14 protein-coding genes and 2 pseudogenes are annotated in these 19,275 nt (G+C 58.3%); 13 read left to right on the top strand and 3 right to left on the bottom strand.

Annotated elements, in window-relative coordinates; all coding sequences use genetic code 11:
• Nucleotides 1-2 precede the first annotated feature (2 nt).
• From KGD89_RS11555 to KGD89_RS11505, 12 genes and pseudogenes are all read left to right on the top strand, one after another.
• Complete coding sequence (locus KGD89_RS11555) at nt 3-308, top strand: sarcosine oxidase subunit delta (RefSeq protein WP_025259939.1); 306 nt, start codon at nt 3-5, stop codon at nt 306-308.
• On the top strand, nt 305-3,211 hold the full coding sequence (locus KGD89_RS11550; RefSeq protein WP_025259938.1) for a 2Fe-2S iron-sulfur cluster-binding protein: 2,907 nt from the start codon (nt 305-307) through the stop codon (nt 3,209-3,211). The genes KGD89_RS11555 and KGD89_RS11550 overlap by 4 nt, the downstream gene beginning before the upstream one ends.
• 2 nt (nt 3,212-3,213) lie before the next feature.
• Nucleotides 3,214-3,765: a sarcosine oxidase subunit gamma gene (locus tag KGD89_RS11545; protein WP_038399832.1), complete on the top strand. Its 552-nt coding sequence runs from the start codon at nt 3,214-3,216 to the stop codon at nt 3,763-3,765.
• A 6-nt stretch (nt 3,766-3,771) separates the two neighbouring features.
• On the top strand, nt 3,772-4,566 hold the full coding sequence (locus KGD89_RS11540; protein ID WP_038399830.1) for an IclR family transcriptional regulator: 795 nt from the start codon (nt 3,772-3,774) through the stop codon (nt 4,564-4,566).
• Between the two features lie 156 nt (nt 4,567-4,722).
• Nucleotides 4,723-5,757: pseudogene (locus KGD89_RS26420) on the top strand (HAMP domain-containing protein); the annotation flags it as partial.
• Between the two features lie 138 nt (nt 5,758-5,895).
• Nucleotides 5,896-6,663: a methyl-accepting chemotaxis protein gene (locus KGD89_RS26415; protein ID WP_371874282.1), complete on the top strand. Its 768-nt coding sequence runs from the start codon at nt 5,896-5,898 to the stop codon at nt 6,661-6,663.
• A 191-nt stretch (nt 6,664-6,854) separates the two neighbouring features.
• Nucleotides 6,855-7,037 (top strand): annotated as a pseudogene (locus tag KGD89_RS11530) (alpha/beta hydrolase); the annotation flags it as partial.
• A 159-nt stretch (nt 7,038-7,196) separates the two neighbouring features.
• Nucleotides 7,197-8,438 (top strand): multidrug efflux RND transporter periplasmic adaptor subunit MexE, encoded by a 1,242-nt coding sequence (mexE, locus tag KGD89_RS11525; protein ID WP_025259935.1) that lies wholly within the window; start codon nt 7,197-7,199, stop codon nt 8,436-8,438.
• Nucleotides 8,439-8,450: 12 nt separating this feature from the next.
• Nucleotides 8,451-11,642 carry an efflux RND transporter permease subunit gene (locus KGD89_RS11520; RefSeq protein WP_025259934.1) on the top strand — a complete coding sequence of 1,064 codons (3,192 nt, stop codon included), beginning with the start codon at nt 8,451-8,453 and terminating at the stop codon, nt 11,640-11,642.
• Nucleotides 11,642-13,039: an efflux transporter outer membrane subunit gene (locus KGD89_RS11515; protein WP_025259933.1), complete on the top strand. Its 1,398-nt coding sequence runs from the start codon at nt 11,642-11,644 to the stop codon at nt 13,037-13,039. Before KGD89_RS11520 ends, KGD89_RS11515 begins: the two co-directional genes overlap by 1 nt.
• A 142-nt stretch (nt 13,040-13,181) precedes the next feature.
• Nucleotides 13,182-14,282 carry a tetratricopeptide repeat protein gene (locus KGD89_RS11510; protein WP_025259932.1) on the top strand — a complete coding sequence of 367 codons (1,101 nt, stop codon included), beginning with the start codon at nt 13,182-13,184 and terminating at the stop codon, nt 14,280-14,282.
• A 404-nt stretch (nt 14,283-14,686) separates the two neighbouring features.
• Nucleotides 14,687-15,052 (top strand): histone-like nucleoid-structuring protein, MvaT/MvaU family, encoded by a 366-nt coding sequence (locus KGD89_RS11505; protein WP_025259931.1) that lies wholly within the window; start codon nt 14,687-14,689, stop codon nt 15,050-15,052.
• A gap of 574 nt (nt 15,053-15,626) precedes the next feature.
• Here KGD89_RS11505 and KGD89_RS11500 read toward each other — a convergent pair.
• Nucleotides 15,627-16,169 (bottom strand): DUF4946 domain-containing protein, encoded by a 543-nt coding sequence (locus KGD89_RS11500; RefSeq protein WP_038399828.1) that lies wholly within the window; start codon nt 16,167-16,169, stop codon nt 15,627-15,629.
• A 154-nt stretch (nt 16,170-16,323) separates the two neighbouring features.
• On the opposite strand from KGD89_RS11500, the gene gloA reads away from it, so the two are divergent.
• Nucleotides 16,324-16,845: a lactoylglutathione lyase gene (gloA, locus tag KGD89_RS11495; RefSeq protein WP_025259930.1), complete on the top strand. Its 522-nt coding sequence runs from the start codon at nt 16,324-16,326 to the stop codon at nt 16,843-16,845.
• A gap of 133 nt (nt 16,846-16,978) precedes the next feature.
• Here gloA and ahpF read toward each other — a convergent pair whose 3' ends face one another.
• Together ahpF and ahpC are read right to left on the bottom strand one after the other, a co-directional pair.
• Nucleotides 16,979-18,541 (bottom strand): alkyl hydroperoxide reductase subunit F, encoded by a 1,563-nt coding sequence (gene ahpF, locus KGD89_RS11490; RefSeq protein ID WP_025259929.1) that lies wholly within the window; start codon nt 18,539-18,541, stop codon nt 16,979-16,981.
• Between the two features lie 124 nt (nt 18,542-18,665).
• Nucleotides 18,666-19,229, bottom strand: coding sequence for an alkyl hydroperoxide reductase subunit C (gene ahpC, locus KGD89_RS11485; RefSeq protein WP_025259928.1), 564 nt, complete (start codon nt 19,227-19,229; stop codon nt 18,666-18,668).
• Nucleotides 19,230-19,275 lie beyond the last annotated feature (46 nt).

The raw sequence follows: 19,275 nt of genomic DNA, 5'->3' as shown, positions 1-19,275 counted from the left end.
ACATGAAAGTCATGACATGCCCGCTCAACGGGCCACGCAATATCAGCGAATTCACTTACGGCGGCGAATTCAAGCTCATGCCCGACCCTCAGACCTGCACCGATGCCGAATGGGCCGATTACGTCTTCAACAGCGAGGACACTCTGGGCGTAGTGCGCGAATGGTGGATGCATAACCCGTCCAGCTACTGGTTCCTGGCCGAGCGCCATACCGCCAGCGACGAAATCATCCGCACCTTCGACCCACGGGAAATCTTTACCGCCCGCGTCGATTTCACACCGGCCCCGTCCAAGGAGATCGCAGGATGAGCACCCTGACCCGCCTGCCGGCCCCCATGGGCCTGTTGATCGATCGCAATCAGCCGCTGACGTTCAGCTTTGACGGCAAGTCCTATCAGGGACTGCAAGGCGACAGCATCGCCAGCGCCCTGCTCGCCAACGGCCGCTTTCTGCTGTCGCGTTCGTTCAAATACCACCGTCCGCGTGGCCCGCTGACCATGGCCGGGCAAGACGCCAATACGCTGATCCAGTTGCCCAGCGAACCCAACGTACTGGCCGATGCCCATGCACTTGAAGCCGGCCTGCAAGTGACCGGGCAAAATTTCAACGGCTCGCTGGACAACGACAAGGACGCCTATCTGGGCAAGTTCTCGAAGTTCATGCCAGTGGGCTTCTATTACCGTTCGTTCTACAAACCCAAGGGCATGTGGAAAGTCTGGGAACCGATCATCCGCAAGAAAGCCGGGCTGGGGGTGCTGGACCTTGAATTCCAGCCCGAGTATTACGACAAGGCTTATCTGTTCACCGATCTGGCGATCATCGGTGCAGGCCCGGCCGGTTTGCAGGCAGCACTGACAGCCGCCAATGCCGGTGCCAAGGTCTTGCTGATCGAACAGCAACCGATTCTCGGTGGCTCGCTGACCTATGCCCGTTTCGATATCGAAGGCCAGCGTGGTGAAAAACTGCGGCGCAACCTGATCGATGCTGTGGAAGACCACGCCAATATTCGCGTGCTCAAGCAGGCTACCTGCAATGCCTGGTTCACCGATAACTACCTGCCGGTCATTCAGGGCAAGCGCATGTACAAAGTGCGTGCGACTCACTGCCTGGTGTGCAGCGGCTCGTTCGACCAACCGGTGATTTTCCGCAACAACGACCTGCCCGGTGTGATGCTGACCAGCGCCGCACAGCGCCTGATGAAGCTGTATGCCGTCAAGCCCGGCAAACGCGCCGTGGTTCTGACCGGTAATGACGACGGCTATCTGGCCGCTCTGGATCTGCATGATCAGGGCGTAGAAGTCGTTGCCGTGGCAGACATGCGCGCCAACCCTGTAGACAGTGCCCTTCTGAGCGCCCTGGAAAAACGCGGCATCCCTTGCCACCCGAGCACCACCGTCTATGAAGCGTTGCATGAAAAAGGCATGCGCCATGTGAGCGGCGCAGATCTGCGCAAGATCACCGGCCAGGGTCAGGTCGCCAATAGCGGCCTGACCGTCCAGTGCGATCTGCTGTGCATGTCCGGCGGCTACATGCCGGTCTATCAGTTGCTGTGTCAGGCAGGCGGCAAGTTGAGCTATGACGATCAACTGTCGGAATTCACCCTGAGCGGCCTGCCGAAAAACCTGAATGTAGCCGGCTCGGTGCATGGCTATCATGCGCTGGACAATGTGCTGGCCGATGCCATTCATGCCAGCGCCGAAGTGGTTGCCGCGCTGGGCCTGGAACCCGACACCAGCCCGCAGCCTCTGCGCACCGAAGCCCGCGTCAACTTTGCCTGGCCTATCTTCCCTCATCCCAAGGGCAAGGATTTCGTCGACTTCGACGAAGACCTGCAAGTGCGCGACATCGTCAATGCCACGCGCATCGGCTACCGCGACGTGCAACTGGTCAAGCGCTATTCCACAGTCGGCATGGGTCCGTCCCAAGGTCGGCATTCGGCGTTGCCAACAGCTCGCCTGGTCGCGTCTTCGACACAACGCAGTATCAGCGAAACGGGTGTCACCACTGCCCGCCCGCCTTTCGAGGCCGAGAAGCTGGCCCACGTCGCAGGGCGGGCTTTCGATCCGTACCGGCAGACGCCGATGCACAAACGGCACGTAGAAGCAGGAGCGAAGATGATGCCCGCTGGCATCTGGCAGCGTCCCGCGTATTACGGGAAGACAAACGAGCGTGATAAATGCATGCAGGCCGAAGCCCTGCACGTGCGTAACAAGGTCGGCATCATCGACGTCTCGACGCTCGGCGGGCTGGATGTACGCGGCCCGGACGCCGCCGAACTGCTCAATCGCATGTACACCTTCGCTTTTCTCAAGCAGCCGGTGGGCCGTTCGCGCTATGCGTTGATGACCAACGAACATGGCGTGGTCATAGACGACGGCGTCTGTGCGCGCTTCGCCGATAACCATTTCTACGTCACCGCCACCACCAGCGGCGTGGATCGTATCTACCAGCAAATGCTCAAGTGGAACGCCCAATGGCGTCTGAACGTGGACATCGCCAACGTCACGGCAGCGATTTCAGCCGTCAACGTGGCCGGACCGGACTCGCGCAAGGTCCTGGAAAAAGTCTGCTCCGATCTGGATCTTTCCGCCGAAGGCTTCCCATACCTGGCAGTGCGCCAAGGCACCGTGGCCGGGATCAAGGCCCGTCTGTTGCGAGTGGGTTTCGTGGGTGAACTGGGTTATGAAATCCACGTTCCGGCGCGCCATGCCCTGCGACTCTGGGACGCCCTGATCGAAGCCGGCAAGGCCTGCGACATACGTCCTTTCGGGGTCGAAACCCAGCGCCTGCTGCGCCTTGAAAAAGGCCACGTGATCATTAGCCAGGACACCGACGGCATGACCCATCCAGGCGAAATCGACATGGGCTGGGCAGTGAGCCGTACCAAGCCGTTCTTTGTCGGTCGCCGCTCGGTGGACATCCTTGAAGCCCAGCCGCAGACCCGCAAGCTGGTGGGTTTCACCCTGCCCAAGGCCAGCCCGCAACCACTGGAGGGCCATCTGGTGCTCAAGGGGCCGGACATCAGCGGCAACGTGACCTCCTGCGAGTACTCACAGAGCCTGGGCAAAATCATTGGTCTGGCCTACGCCGCCTTTGATCAGAGCACGCCCGGCCAGCAGATTCCGATCCGGGTCGAGGACGGTGTCGTGGTCCAGGCCACCGTGGTGAAACTGCCCTTCTTCGATCCTGAAAACCAGCGCCAGGAGCTTTGATCATGTCCAGCCTCACTCTCGAAAATCCCCCTGTCCGGTTGTGCACGCTGGTGGACCTGACCGATACCCCGCGCGTGGGCTTTCGCGGAACGCAAAGCGCCGAGTACCTTCAGGCCCGTGGCTTCACGTTGCCGGATGTACCGAACCAGGCAGTACACCAGGCGGACGGCAGCCATGTCGCACGCCTGTCGCAGACCGAATACCTGATTCTGGGCAGCCTCAACGACCAGGGCGAACGTATTGCCGACGAAGAAGCCCGCTGGGAACTGGACCATAGCGCCAATTACCTGCTGCCGCGCCAGGACAGCCACGCCTGGCTGCAACTGAGCGGCGCCTGCATTGCAGAGGTGATGGCCAAGCTGTGTGGTGTTGACCTGCAAACTCAGGCCTTCGGCCAGGGTGCGGTAGCCCAGACGTCGGCGGCGCGTATCAACGTGATCGTGATCAATACCGGCCTGGGCACGACGCCCTGTTTCCAGATCCTCTGCGACCGCGCTTCACTGGAATATTTCAAGGGCGCGGTGCTGGATGCCATGAACGAGTTCAATGGTTAACATTTCATGAAAAAACTTGCCCCCCATAACAAGGACACCGACTACAGCGTCCCGGCTCTCGCCCGGGGCCTGAGTGTGCTGGGCATGTTCAACGCAAGGACGCGCTCGCTCAGCATCAATGAGATCGCCGAACGCCTGGAAGTGAGCACGTCGGCTGTCTACAGGATTCTGTTTACCCTGACCGACATGGGCTACCTGAACAAGGTCAATACCCAGTACGCGCTGGGCGCCAGGGTCATCAGCGATGGTTTCAGCTACCTGGCCAGCCGCGATATCGTCGAAGTCGCCATGCCGCATCTGAACGAGTTGCGCGACCGTACTTCGCTATCGTGCCACCTGAGCATTCGCGAACAGACCGACAGCCTGTACCTGTATCGCGCCTTCGCGGCGCAACGCCTGTCAGTGAATATCCCGGTAGGCACTCGCATTGCCTGCCACTGCACCGCTATGGGGCGCATGTTGCTCACGGCCTTGAAGGAAGCAGAGCTGGGTGCGCTCTATCAGCACATCCGGCTGGACGATTACCCGTCACCTGCCCCGCGCACATTGCCCGAGCTGCAAGCCCTGATCCAGAGCGATCGGGAGCGTGGCTGGGTGTTGCATCGCTCCGATTATTCGACAGCAATTGCCACTTCGATCAAGGATCACATGGGTCAGGTCACTGCGGCCATCAACCTGTCCGGCCCGGATGCGGTCATGGACCCGGAAGGTGCAAAGGAGCGCTTTCAGGCTTTGTTGCTGAAGTGCAGCGCCGCCATCAGCCGTGATCTTGGTCATAAAAATGACACCTATCATTCATGAACGATGGATGGCATTTTGTTTGCTAAAGATTCCATATGGACTGCCGAAATTGTCGGTATGCCATAAGACGAAGCTTTGAGGCTCGATCAGGGTCTGAAGTCTGCTTATTGCCTGCCGTCGTCAGATAACGATATACAAGAAAAATCTGGAGCATGGATGAATATCAAACAGAAACTGACGTGGGCCTTTGCAGTCATTGCGTGCCTGCCCATTGTCGTCGTTGCCACTATCGTTATCGTAAACCTGCGTAACAACGCGACCGATAACTTCGTGAACAGCAGCAGTCGCGAAATCCGTCAGGTCGATAACGCCATGCAGCTGTTCTTCGATGGCATCAGCCAGAACGTCAACTACATCGCCTCGCATCCGCTGATCGCAGGGGCCGGTGGCGACCTGAGAAACTACACAGGCGCAACCCCGACACCGCAGTCCGAAAACGACAAGCTGACCACTGAATTCTTTGTCAGCATCGCCAAGGCCCACCCGGCTTATTCCTACGTCTCCTACGGTCTGATCAACGGCACCTACGTGATGACGCCGGAAGATCCGAAGATGAGCAATTACGACCCACGTGTTCGTCCCTGGTACAAGACGGCCATGGACAACCTGGGCAAGACCGTGCGCAGCGATGCCTACTATTGGGCTGGCGATGACGCCGTCCTGATGAGTACCGTGCGGGCGATCCCCAACACCCTGGGCAATCCCGGCGGTGTGGTGAATATCGACGTGTCGCTCAAGCAACTGACCGGCATCGTCAAAGACATCAAGCTGGGCGACAGTGGCTACCTGATCCTGCTGGAAAAGAACGGCAATGTGCTGGTCGATCCCAAGCAGCCGGAGCATAACTTCAAGAAGCTCGGCGATCTGGGTGATGGCTTCGCTCAACTGGCCAAGACTGAAAAAGGCCTGGTCGAAGTACAGCTCAACGGCGAGCGCTACATGGCCAACGTCTACCCGTCTCCGGATCTTGGCTGGAGCTTTATCGGCCTGATCAAGCAGGATGAAGTCATGGCCTCCGCCACTCGCCTGACCTGGCTGATCGGCATCATCGCTGCCGTACTGGCAATCGTCTTCGCTATCGTCGGTGCCAGCTTCGCCCGCGTGATCGTGCGACCGATCCATAGCGTGTCCAGCGGCCTTGAAGGCATTGCCCAGGGCGAAGGTGATCTGACCCACAGCCTGACAGTGCGCGGCAAGGATGAAACCGCCCAACTGGCCGGCTGGTTCAACCAGTTCCTGGCCGCGATCCGAAGCCTGATCCAGCATATCGGACAAGCCGCTCACAAGATCCTCGACACCTCGCAAAGCTCTACCCGTGTCTCCAATGACATGGCAGAAGCGGCAGGCCGTCAGCGTGAAGCAGTGGATATGGTGTCAACGGCGTTCCATGAAATGGTCGCCACTGCCAACGAAGTCGCCCGCTCCTGCAGCCAGGCCGCGGAATCGGCCGACAACGGTCAACAGCAAGCCCGCGAAGGTCAGCGACAGATTGATGACGCGGTGAGCAGTGTCGACAAGCTGAGTTCGGAAATCGCCCGTTCGGCCAAAGACATGTCGGACCTGGAAAAAGACAGCAACGATATCCAGTCGATCCTCGACACCATTCGTTCCATCGCCGAACAGACCAACCTGCTGGCGCTCAACGCCGCCATCGAAGCCGCTCGTGCTGGCGAACAGGGCCGTGGCTTTGCGGTAGTAGCCGACGAGGTTCGCGCCCTGGCAAAACGCACGGCCGACTCGACTGCCGAGATCGATACGCTGCTGGGCAACCTGGCCAGACGCACCGCGTCCGTGGCGCAACAGATGCACGCCAGCCTGGATGTCTCGCAACAATCGGTCACCAAGATCGGTCAGGCTCGCAGCAGCTTCGGGCAGATCCGAGAATCGGTGGACGTGATCCGCGACATGAATACCCAGATCGCCACGGCGGCCGAAGAACAGCATCAGGTAGCAGAAGACATCAACCGCCACATCAGCCAGATCCATGGCGATGCGCAACTGATTGCCGACCTCTCCGACTCGGCCCGCAATGACTCCCACAGCCTGGCAACCCTCTCCAACGAGCTGGATGCCCTGGTACGCAAGTTCAAGACCTGATAGCGGTCACCTTTTGCCGGAAGGCGGTGTGTCGAACACCGCTTTCCCGCAGATGCCGATCAGCCACGAGCATGATCACTTTGTGTGTGCCTTGACTGATCAGCGCTACCCCGCAGAAGCCCCTTAATCCACCACGACTGAATTCTTCTCACAAACACATCAAAATTCCCCCTTGTCCCACAAGTTCCACCGGCGATCAGGCGCATTCAAAAGAATTCAGTGAGGACGCCTACAAGCGCGCCGATGAGCCGAAAGAGCTTTACTACGTTCCGGGTGCCGGACACGTCGATCTTTATGACCGTGCCGACCTGATTCCGTGGAGCAAGCTGTACTCGTTCTTCGAAACCAACCTTGCCGCTGCAAAGGCTCAATGAAGCGTTGAGCATTTGATAATGAAACGAATGGCCGATCCCTGAAAGGGGCAAAGGTTCCTTTTATCATTCCTGCTGATAGTAACCTTCGGTTCATTCGATTCGTTAATAGACTGCCACCGCAACAGAATCCGCCCATCTCACATTATCGGCGGATTTCCCATGTCTCAGTCTCTCTCTCATTTGCGCTATCCCCTCACCGCCCTCGCACTGATCGTGATCAGTGCCTGCGGACGCGCACCTGAGGCCACCATGGCTCCAGCCGCAGCCAAAGTCAGTGTCGCTAAAGTGCTGGAACAGCCGATCAACGAATGGGATGAGTTCACCGGTCGCCTCGAAGCGCCGGAAACCGTCGAAGTTCGTCCACGGGTTTCCGGCCAGATTGATCAGGTGGCCTTTACCGATGGCTCACTGGTCAAGAAAGGCGACTTGCTGTTTCAGATCGACCCACGTCCTTTCCAGGCCGAAGTCCGCCGTCTTGAAGCTCAACTGCAACAGGCTCGCGCCGTAGCCAATCGCAGTGAAAACGAAGCCGAACGCGGTGAGCGTCTGCGCACCAACAATGCAATTTCCGCCGAACTGGCCGACTCGCGCACCACCTCGGCCCAGGAAGCAAAAGCCGGCGTTGCAGCAATCCAGGCACAACTGGACGTGGCCAGGCTCAACCTGAGCTTCACCCGCGTCACTGCGCCCATCAGCGGTCGCGTCAGCCGTGCCGAAATCACCGCCGGCAACATCGTGACTGCCGATGTAACGCCGCTGACCAGTGTGGTTTCCACCGACAAGGTCTACGCCTACTTCGACGCCGACGAGCGCGTATTCCTCAAGTACACCGAACTGGCGCGCAAGGGCCAGCGTGGCCAGACCACTCCGGTCTATCTAGGGCTGTCCAACGAAGCCGGCAACCCTCACCTGGGCCAGATGAACTTCGTCGACAACCAGGTCAACCCGCGGACCGGCACCATTCGCGGTCGCGCCGTGTTCGACAACACCGACGGCAGCTTCACTCCCGGCCTGTACGCACGCCTCAAGCTGGTGGGCAGCGGCACCTATTCGGCCATGCTGATCAACGACGAAGCCGTGGGCACGGATCTGGGCAAGAAATTCGTACTGGTGATGGACAAGGACAACAAGCCGACCTATCGCTTCGTCGAGCTGGGCCCCAAGGTTGAAGGTCTGCGCATCGTGCGCAGCGGCCTGGGCAAAGACGACACCATCATCGTCAAAGGCTTGCAGCGCGTTCGCCCTGGCCAGCCTGTAGACCCTGAAGTGACGCCAATGGCTTCCAGCGAAACACTGGCTGCACTGCTCAAACAACGCCAGGCCCTAGAAGCCAGCAATCTGTCACAAGTGGCGCCCAAGGCGGCCGTCAAAATCGCCAGCGCAACTGCGCCTCGCGGCTAAGGGACTCGTCCGATGAACTTCTCCAAATTCTTTATCACGCGGCCGATCTTCGCGGCAGTGCTGTCACTGCTGATCCTGATCGCCGGTGCCATCTCGCTGTTCCAGTTGCCGATCAGCGAATACCCGGAAGTGGTTCCGCCCACAGTCGTGGTACGTGCCAGCTTCCCCGGCGCCAACCCTAAGGTCATCGGTGAAACCGTTGCTTCGCCACTGGAACAGGCCATCACCGGCGTCGAGAACATGCTGTACATGTCCTCGCAGTCAACGGCCGACGGCAAGCTGACCCTGACCATCACCTTTGCGCTGGGCACTGACCTGGACAACGCTCAGGTACAGGTACAGAACCGTGTGACCCGTACCGAACCCAAGCTGCCCGAGGAAGTGACCCGTATCGGTATCACCGTGGACAAGGCGTCTCCCGACCTAACCATGGTCGTGCACTTGACCTCCCCGGACAACCGCTACGACATGCTGTATCTGTCCAACTATGCCGTGCTCAACATCAAAGATGAGCTGGCACGGCTGGGCGGTGTCGGTGACGTGCAACTGTTCGGTATGGGCGACTACTCGCTGCGTGTCTGGCTGGACCCGAACAAGACGGCTTCACGCAATCTGACCGCCACCGATGTGGTCAACGCCATTCGTGAGCAGAACCGCCAGGTTGCGGCCGGTCAACTGGGTGCACCGCCCTCCCCGAGCGCGACCAGCTTCCAGATGTCGATCAATACTCAGGGCCGTCTGGTCACTGAAGAGGAGTTCGAGAACGTCGTCATTCGCGCTGGTGCCGATGGTGAAATCACTCGTCTCAAAGATGTAGCCCGTGTGGAACTGGGCTCCAACCAGTACGCCTTGCGCTCGCTGCTCAACAACAAACCGGCGGTCGCCCTGCCGATCTTCCAGCGCCCAGGCTCCAACGCCATCGATATCTCGAATGACGTGCGCAGCAAAATGGCCGAGCTGAAAAAAGGCTTCCCTGAAGGCATGGACTACAGCATCGTCTATGACCCGACCATTTTCGTGCGCGGCTCCATCGAAGCGGTGATCCATACCCTGTTCGAAGCACTCATCCTGGTCGTTCTGGTGGTGATCCTGTTCCTGCAGACCTGGCGCGCCTCGATCATCCCGCTGGTGGCCGTACCGGTTTCGCTGATCGGTACATTCGCGGTCATGCACATGTTCGGCTTCTCCCTGAACGCACTGTCGTTGTTCGGGTTGGTACTGGCCATCGGGATCGTGGTGGACGACGCCATCGTCGTCGTGGAAAACGTCGAGCGTAATATCGAGCTGGGACTGTCGCCCATGGAGGCGACCCACAAGGCCATGGGCGAAGTGACCGGGCCGATCATCGCCACGGCGCTGGTGCTGTGTGCGGTCTTCGTACCGGCGGCGTTCATTTCCGGGCTGACAGGTCAGTTCTATAAACAGTTCGCCCTGACCATTGCCATCTCGACGGTGATCTCGGCATTCAACTCCCTGACCCTGTCGCCAGCTCTGGCCGCGGTCCTGCTCAAGGCTCATGGTGCGCCAAAAGACAAGTTCTCACTGTTCCTGGACCGGATACTCGGTGGCTGGCTGTTCCGTCCGTTCAACCGTTTCTTCGAGAAAGCCAGCCATGGCTATGTCGGCACCGTCGCCCGTGTCATCCGCAGCAGCGGTATCGCACTGGTGGTTTACGCCGGTCTGATGGTCATGACCTGGATGGGCTTCTCCAGCACGCCGACCGGCTTCGTACCGAGCCAGGACAAGCAGTATCTGGTCGCCTTCGCCCAGTTGCCGGACGCCGCCAGCCTGGATCGCACCGAAGATGTCATCAAGCGTATGTCCGAACTGGCACTGCAACAGCCAGGCGTGGAAAACGCCATCGCCTTCCCGGGCCTGTCGATCAACGGTTTCACCAACAGCCCCAACAATGGCGTGGTGTTCGTCGCCCTCAAGGACTTCGACCAGCGCAAGGACCCGAGCCAGTCGGCCAATGCCATCGCTGGCGCGCTGAACGGCAAGTTCGCCTCCATTCAGGATGCTTACATGGCGATCTTCCCGCCACCGCCGGTACAAGGGCTGGGCACCATTGGCGGTTTCCGCCTGCAAGTCGAAGACCGTGGCAACCTGGGCTATGACGAGCTGTACAAGGAAACCCAGAACGTCATCACCAAGAGCCGTAGCGTGCCGGAACTGGCAGGCCTGTTCACCAGCTACACTGTGAACGTGCCTCAGGTCGATGCCGCCATCGACCGTGAAAAAGCCAAGACACACGGCGTTGCCATCAGCGACATCTTCGACACCCTGCAGGTTTACCTGGGCTCGTTGTATGCCAACGACTTCAACCGCTTCGGTCGCACCTACCAGGTCAACGTTCAGGCCGAGCAGCAGTTCCGTCAGGAGTCTGACCAGATCGGGCAACTCAAGGTGCGCAACAATCTGGGTGAAATGATCCCGCTGGCGACTTTCGTCAAGATCAGCGACACCGCAGGCCCCGACCGTGTGATGCACTACAACGGCTTCATCACCGCCGAGATCAACGGTGCGGCTGCACCGGGCTACAGCTCCGGGCAAGCCCAGGCGGCCATCGAGAAACTGCTCAAGGAAGAACTGCCCAACGGCATGGTTTACGAGTGGACAGACCTGACTTACCAGCAAATTCTTTCGGGCAACACCGCGCTGTTTGTCTTCCCGCTCTGCGTACTGCTGGCCTTCCTGGTATTGGCGGCCCAATACGAAAGCTGGAGCCTGCCACTGGCCGTGATCCTGATCGTACCGATGACGCTGCTGTCGGCCATCGCCGGGGTCATCATTGCCGGTAGCGACAACAACATCTTTACCCAGATCGGACTCATCGTACTGGTGGGCCTGGCGTGCAAGAACGCGATTCTGATCGTCGAGTTCGCCAAGGATAAACAGGAAGAAGGCATGAGCCCGCTGGATGCGGTACTGGAAGCCTGCCGCCTGCGTCTACGCCCGATCCTGATGACCTCGTTCGCCTTCATCATGGGTGTGGTGCCACTGGTGCTGTCCAGCGGTGCCGGTGCCGAGATGCGTCATGCTATGGGCGTGGCGGTGTTCTCCGGCATGCTCGGGGTGACCTTCTTCGGTCTGCTGCTGACGCCGGTGTTCTATGTGCTGATCCGTAACTATGTAGAGCGCCAGGAAGCCCGCAAGGCAGCCAGGGCACAGAAACTGAACACCTTGCCTGCGGAGATGCATTGATGAGCGCGCTTAAACTTTTCGCTCCGGCCCTGCTGGTCCTGGCGCTGGCGGCTTGTGCCGTCGGCCCGGACTACAAGGCCCCCGAAACGGCTCCGGCAAAACTCGCTTCGGCCGCTCAGGGCAACCACGACCGCAGCAAGGTGGATACCCTGTGGTGGCAGCAGTTCGACGATCCGACCCTGAACACGCTGGTCAGCCGCTCCCTGGATGGCAACCGTGATCTGCGCGTGGCCTTTGCCCGCCTGAAATCGGCCCGGGCGATTCGCGATGACGTCAGCAACGACGCCATGCCCGTGATCACCAGCCGTGCCAGCAGCGATCTGGGCAAAGGCCAGCAACCGGGCACCACCGAGCGCCGAGTCAATAGCGAGCGCTATGATCTGGGTCTGGACATGGCCTGGGAGCTGGACCTGTTCGGTCGCATCCAACGGCAACTGGAAGCCAGCGAAGCCGATCAGCAGGCCGCCGAAGCCGACCTGTATCAGCTTCAGGTGACGCTGATTGCCGAAGTGGTCGATGCCTATGGCCAATTGCGCGGCGCTCAACTGCGTGAGGCGATTGCCCGGGACAACCTGAAAAACCAGCAGGATTCCCGAGGCGTGACCACACAATTGCGTGATGCCGGAGTCGGCAACGAACTGGACGTGGTTCGCGCCGACGCCCGCCTCGCTGCCGTCGAAGCCAGCGTGCCGCAATTGCAGGCCGAACAGGTTCGTCAGCGCAACCGCATCGCGACCTTGCTGGGCGAGCGTCCCGAAAGTCTCAGCGTGGACCTGAGCCCGGCAAAACTGCCTGCCATTGCCAAGGCTTTGCCGATTGGCGATCCGGCGCAGGTCTTGCGCCAGCGTCCTGACATCCGTGCAGCCGAACGGCAACTGGCCGCCTCCACCGCACGTATCGGAGTGGCGACTGCCGACCTGTTTCCACGGGTCAGCCTGAGCGGTTTCCTGGGCTTTACTGCCGGACGCGGCTCGCAGATAGGCTCTTCGGCTGCACGAGCCTGGGCGCTTGGCCCGAACATCACATGGGCCGCTTTCGATCTGGGCAGCGTCCGTGCCCAGATTCGCAGCGCCGATGCCGATGCCGAAGGCGCGCTGGCGAACTATGAACAGCAAGTACTGCTGGCACTCGAAGAATCGGAAAACGCTTTCAGCGACTACGACAAACGCCAGCAACGCCTGCTGGCTCTGATTCGCCAGAGCGAATCGAGTCGTGCCGCAGCGAGGCTGGCGTCCATCCAGTACCGCGAAGGCACGGCAGACTTCCTGGTTCTGCTGGATGCCGAGCGGGAACGCCTGGCAGCCGAAGACTCCCAGGCCCAGGCAGAAATCGAGACCTATCGCGGAATCGTAGCCATTTACAAGGCATTGGGCGGCGGGTGGCAACCCCAGGCCTGATCGCCTCGCAAGTCACGAAAGCCCTGCGTTCTCTGAGCGCGGGGCTTTTTTGCGTCCCGTATTTACAGGCTATACACGATTGAAGTTTGACAGCAGCCAGTCACTGCCCGAAGCTTCATGCCGTCTGGAACTGGAACCCGGTATGCCCAAAATGCCTTTACAGGGCTCATCGCCTCACCCTGGCACCCGACGCCGCAGGCTGGTCGGTATCGCCGTTGCATCCGTCATGCTGGTGGCGCTGTCATTGGTCGTGTGGTCATGGCGCAGCCCCCCTGCCCAACCCGCCGCAAAACTGAATCACACCTACGCTCAGGCAATGCAGCAGGCTCATGATGGCAAGCCCGGCGCAGCGCGCATGCTTTATCAGCAACTGGCACGTACGGACCTTTCACCTACCCATCGCATAGCCCTGCTGGCCGAACTGGGCAATTATCCAAGCCCCCAGGCACTCAAGTTACTCAATGGCTGTCTCAAGGACTCATCGCCCCAGGTGCGTCAGGCGGCTATCGAAGCCAGTATGGAGCTGATACCCGACAACAAGCGCAGCCTGTTGCTGGGCCCCTTGCTGGAAGATGCCGAACAATCCGTGAGATTCAGCGCCACCCGCGCATTGCTGGGGCTCTCTGCGGATGATCTGGGCCTGTATTTCGCTGTTCTGCAACAAAGCGCCGAAACCTGGCAGGAAGCCCTGAAAACCCAGCCACAGACAGCGCAGAACCAGTTGCAACTGGCAAAACTCTATCTGCAGACCGGGGATCTGGAACCTGCGCTTTCAGCCCTGAAGAACGCCATTGCCCTGGACCCGGATAACATCGAAGCCGCTCTGGCGCATATCGAACTGCTGGACAAAAAGGGCCAGGCGGATCAGGCCCGCAGCCTTTTCGCGAAGTTACTGGAACGCAACCCGGAGTCCTCTGTGCTGCAACACGCATTGGGCATGTGGCTGCTGCACCATGGACAGAGCGAGTACGCACTGCTCAGCCTGGCCAAAGCGGCAGAACTTGAACCGGGGAACAATGATTACCGCTATGACCTGGCAGTAGCGCTGCATGATCTGGATCAACTGGAAGCCGCGCAAAAACAATTGGCTCAGATACTCCAGAATCAGCCTGCCAACCGACGAGCCCGGGTTTTACTGATCCAGTACTGGAAAGAAAACGGCCAATTGCAGAACGTACAGGTATTGCTGGCTGAGCTGGAGCAGCAGAATCCCGATGATCCGGCCCTCCAGCAAGGGCTCTAGACGCTTGGCAGGCAGGCTTTTTACCTGCCTGAAAGTAAGCATTTCGCGTCTTTTTTAACCTGTTCCGACATATTTCACACTTCTTCACGCCCAACCTAATATCGGAAATAACTTACAACGCGCTTCGTCCGATATCACAAGCAGTGATAGAAACCGCCAACTGATGAACGCAGTTTCATTTAATCATTTTCAAGAATACTATTTTCTAACTCGTAAAAAACGTGCATTATTTACGGGCAACTGATTATAACTACCCACTACTCCCGCACGCCTGACGGAACCTTTAGTTTCATCATTGAAAATGCGGGGTCGGGTAGGAAACCAAATGAGCGAGTCGGCCTAACGTTTTTGTCATATCGCTTTATCGGGCTATCAACAGCCACTACACCGTTGGAGTATTTTATTTGTCCAGACTTGCCGAGTTCCGCGCAGCAGAGAAAGCCCTTCAAGAACAGCTTGCACAGCTGGAATCCCTGAAGAATGATGCCGGACTGAAAAAAGAGATTGAATTCGAGCAGAAGCTTCAGGACCTGATGGGCAGCTACGGCAAAAGCCTGCGCGACATCATTGCAATCCTCGACCCTGTCAGCTCCACGTCCCTGGTTGCCCCGGCCCCCGGCCCAAAACGCCGTCGCGCGCGGGTTGTAAAGGTCTATCAGAACCCGCACACAGGCGAGCTGATTGAAACCAAAGGCGGTAACCACCGCGGCCTCAAAGCCTGGAAAGAGCAATACGGCGTCGAGACTGTCGATTCCTGGCTGCGCGCCTGATCACACTTTGTCGTCAAGGCAAGCCCTGCATCTGCAGGGCTTTTTATTGCACGCGCCCCACTCATATATATGAATAGGGAAGCATGATTAATTCATATACATGCCGTCTACTTCGGCACGATTTGCATATAACAGCTGATGACATACCGTAGACCCTGCTCACGTTAAAATAATGACGCCAATAAAATCACCACAATCCAACATAGCAGTCACTGTTGCAACTTGAAGAATTCACCCCCTCGTTCAGCATTCCGACAGCTTCATTACGATGTGTAACTCGATGTGAAGTGCATCGTTTTCCTCTCACGACTACACACCTGCTTCACCAAAAAATCGTCGCCGTTTTGCAGGAATGAGCACACGAAGATGCTAACTTTTCGACGAGTCGCGAATAGTGTCGGACAGGATTGTGCAAAAGACCGGTTCAAATGATTTGCGACCTGCGCCTCAAGGCAATAAGCATCAAGTCAGGACTTCACATTTTTTTCACACGTCTTCTTACAAGATAAAGGCCGCTAAAGGAATAGCGCCCCATGCCCGCCTCGGCGGGCTTCTTTTTGCCTACAGGAAAGCATCAAGGCGTAGAGTCGAGCTTCAGCCCTTCCCTGATACGCAAAACCTCATCCTTGTTCGCCGCATAGCCATCAACCGATCCGGCATAGGACAACGACCACGCCATCTCCTTGTTCGCTGCTGCCACCAGGGTCTGGGTCATCACATGCACGCCGTTCTGGGTCACCGTGCAGGTGGTTTCCAGCGAAGGAATCACACTGAGCTGCCCTTCGCGCACATGAGTGCACACGCTCTGCATGCCGCTGCGAGCGAAATTGACCTGAATCGACTTGCGCATCTCCAGCAAAACAGCCTGAACATTGACCTCATGGCCAGGCACCAGACGTGACTGGGTCAGCTCCATCACCATACTCGGATTACCGGCCTGATCGTTTTTGACTGCGCGTTGTCTGACTTGCACGGACGGTTGAGTGGCGGGGTCCGCTGTCGGCAGCGATTCCACCTCCCAGCCCGCCGGCCAGATGATCATTGCATCGGCGGCATGTGCACCTGCTGCAGCCAGGCACAGGCTGATGAACAAGGATCTGCATGGCAAGAACGTCATGATCGAAGCTACTCAGTACAGGAAACTGGAAATTCTGAGCCTGTCGCCCGCCACGAGCAAGGGCCGAAGCACTTTTTGATCAGCGCAAGGTTTGGCACTGGCCGCCCTGCCCCGTATCATTTGGCAATTTTTGAACACTCTGTTGGAGATCCCCATGAGCCTGCAAGAACTCAATACCTTCCCTGGCGTGACCGCTGAACCTGAAGCGGCCACCCAGCGCTTCGTGTTCAACCACACCATGCTGCGCGTCAAGGACGTCACCGCCTCGCTGGACTTCTACACCCGTGTACTGGGTTTCAGCCTGGTAGAAAAGCGCGACTTCCCGGAAGCCGAGTTCAGCCTGTACTTCCTGGCACTGGTCGACAAGGCCCAGATCCCTGCCGACGACAAGGCTCGCCACGAGTGGATGAAATCCATCCCCGGCATTCTGGAACTGACCCACAACCACGGCACCGAAAAAGACCCGGCCTTCAGCTATCACAACGGCAACAGCGACCCGCGTGGCTTCGGGCATATCTGCGTGTCCGTACCAGACGTGCATGCAGCCTGCGAACGCTTTGAAAAGCTAGGCGTGGACTTCCAGAAACGCCTGGCCGATGGCCGCATGAACAACCTGGCCTTCATCAAGGACCCGGATGGCTACTGGGTGGAAATCATCCAGCCGACGCCGCTGTAACCCTTCGCCTGTTCCCGAATGGATTCGCTCTTACAGTCTGTACACCGTAGGAACTAATTTATTCGCGAATGGGGCCATGTACATAAAAAAGCCCCATGATCACTCATGGGGCTTTTTTGTATCTGACTGCCAATCAGGCCGGAGCAGATGTGCGGATCAGGTGATCGAAGGCGCTCAGGGAAGCCTTGGCACCTTCGCCCAGGGCGATGATGATCTGCTTGTAAGGAGCAATCGTCACGTCACCGGCACCGAAGATACCTGGAACCGAAGTCTCGCCGCGTGCATCGACGATGATCTCGCCACGTGGCGACAACTCGATGGCACCCTTGAGCCATTCGCTGTTAGGCAGCAGGCCGATCTGTACGAAGATACCTTCCAGCTCGACAGTCACTTCTTCGCCATTAACACGGTTCTTGTAGCGCAGGCCGTTGACCTTCTGCTCGTCGCCAGTCACTTCAGTGGTCTGGGCGCTGGTAATCACGGTAACGTTCGGCAGGCTGTGCAGTTTGCGCTGCAGGACTGCGTCGGCACGCAATTGCACATCGAATTCCAGCAGGGTCACGTGGGAGACGATACCTGCCAGGTCAATGGCCGCTTCAACGCCCGAGTTACCACCGCCGATCACTGCAACGCGCTTGCCTTTGAACAGCGGGCCATCGCAGTGCGGGCAGTAGGCAACGCCCTTGTTGCGGTATTGCTGCTCGCCAGGGACATTCATCTCCCTCCAGCGGGCACCGGTAGCCAGAATCACGGTCTTGGCCTTGAGGCTTGCACCGCTGGCGAACTTCACTTCATGCAGTTCGCCCTCTTTGCCGGGAATCAGCTTGTCGGCGCGCTGCAGATTCATGATGTCGACGTTGTATTGCTTGACGTGCTCTTCAAGCGCAACGGCCAGTTTAGGGCCTTCGGTGTGTTGTACCGAGATGAAGTTCTCGATTGCCATGGTGTCCAGCACCTGACCGCCGAAACGCTCTGCCGCAACACCGGTACGAATGCCTTTACGGGCTGCGTAGACCGCTGCGGCCGAACCGGCTGGACCACCGCCGACGACCAGAACGTCGAAGGCATCCTTGGCATTGAGTTTTTCAGCCTGACGAGCGCTGGCGCCGGTGTCGATCTTGGCGAGGATTTCTTCCAGGCCCATGCGGCCCTGGCCGAACAGTTCGCCATTGAGGTAGATGCTCGGTACCGACATGATCTTGCGGTCAGTCACTTCATCCTGGAACAGCGCACCGTCGATGGCGACGTGCTTGATGTTCGGATTGAGGACCGCCATCAGGTTCAGGGCCTGAACGACGTCCGGGCAGTTCTGGCAAGACTGCGAGAAATAGGTTTCGAAATGGAACTCGCCTTGCAGGGCGCGAACCTGTTCGATGGTTTCCGCACTGACCTTGGGTGGGTAGCCGCCTGTTTGCAGCAACGCCAGGACCAGCGAGGTGAATTCGTGCCCCATGGGAATACCGGCGAAACGCAGGCTGATATTCTGACCAGGGCTGTTCAACGAGAACGATGGCTTGCGTGCATCGGTGCCGTTGTCTTGCAGGGTGATGTCTTTGGAAACACTGAGTACATCGTTCAGCAGAGCCAGCATTTCCTGGGATTTGGCGCCGTCATCAAGGGACGCAACGATCTCGATGGGGCGAGTAACCCGCTCCAGGTAGGATTTCAACTGGGCTTTAAGATTGGCGTCCAACATGTGGCGACTTCCTATTTTACGAAGGTAGAAAAAACAACGCCCAGGCGATGACCGCCCGGGCGTTTTTTGGGGCGATGCGGTTTACTTGCTCAAGAGCTCAAAGCCCCTAGCCGTTTCATACGACTTAGATCTTGCCGACCAGGTCCAGAGACGGAGCCAGAGTAGCCTCGCCTTCTTTCCACTTGGCTGGGCAGACTTCGCCCGGGTGAGCAGCAACGTACTGAGCAGCCTTGATCTTGCGCAGCAGCTCGGAAGCGTCACGGCCAACGCCGCCATCGTTCAGTTCAACGATTTTGATCTGGCCTTCAGGGTTGACCACGAAAGTACCGCGATCAGCCAGACCGGCTTCTTCGATCAGCACGTCGAAGTTGCGGGAGATCTGCAGAGTCGGGTCGCCGATCATGGTGTACTGGATCTTGCCGATTGCTGGCGAAGTGTTGTGCCATGCAGCGTGGGCAAAATGAGTGTCGGTAGAAACGCTGTAGATCTCGACGCCGAGTTTCTGGAACTCAGCGTAGTTGTCAGCCAGGTCTTCCAGTTCGGTAGGGCAAACAAAGGTGAAGTCGGCTGGGTAGAAGAATACGACAGACCATTTACCTTTGAAGTCAGCTTCCGAAACGTCGACGAAAGCACCGTTCTTGAATGCGGTTGCTTTGAACGGTTTTACTTGGCTGTTGATAATAGGCATCGGTGAATCTCCTGATGGGTTGTGAATTCGATGGAGTGAAGCTTAC

It is taken from the genome of Pseudomonas cichorii, assembly GCF_018343775.1.
Taxonomy (GTDB): Bacteria; Pseudomonadota; Gammaproteobacteria; order Pseudomonadales; family Pseudomonadaceae; genus Aquipseudomonas; species Aquipseudomonas cichorii.
The sequence above is the reverse complement of the archived record's forward strand: the minus strand, read 5'-3'. Positions and strand labels throughout refer to the sequence as shown.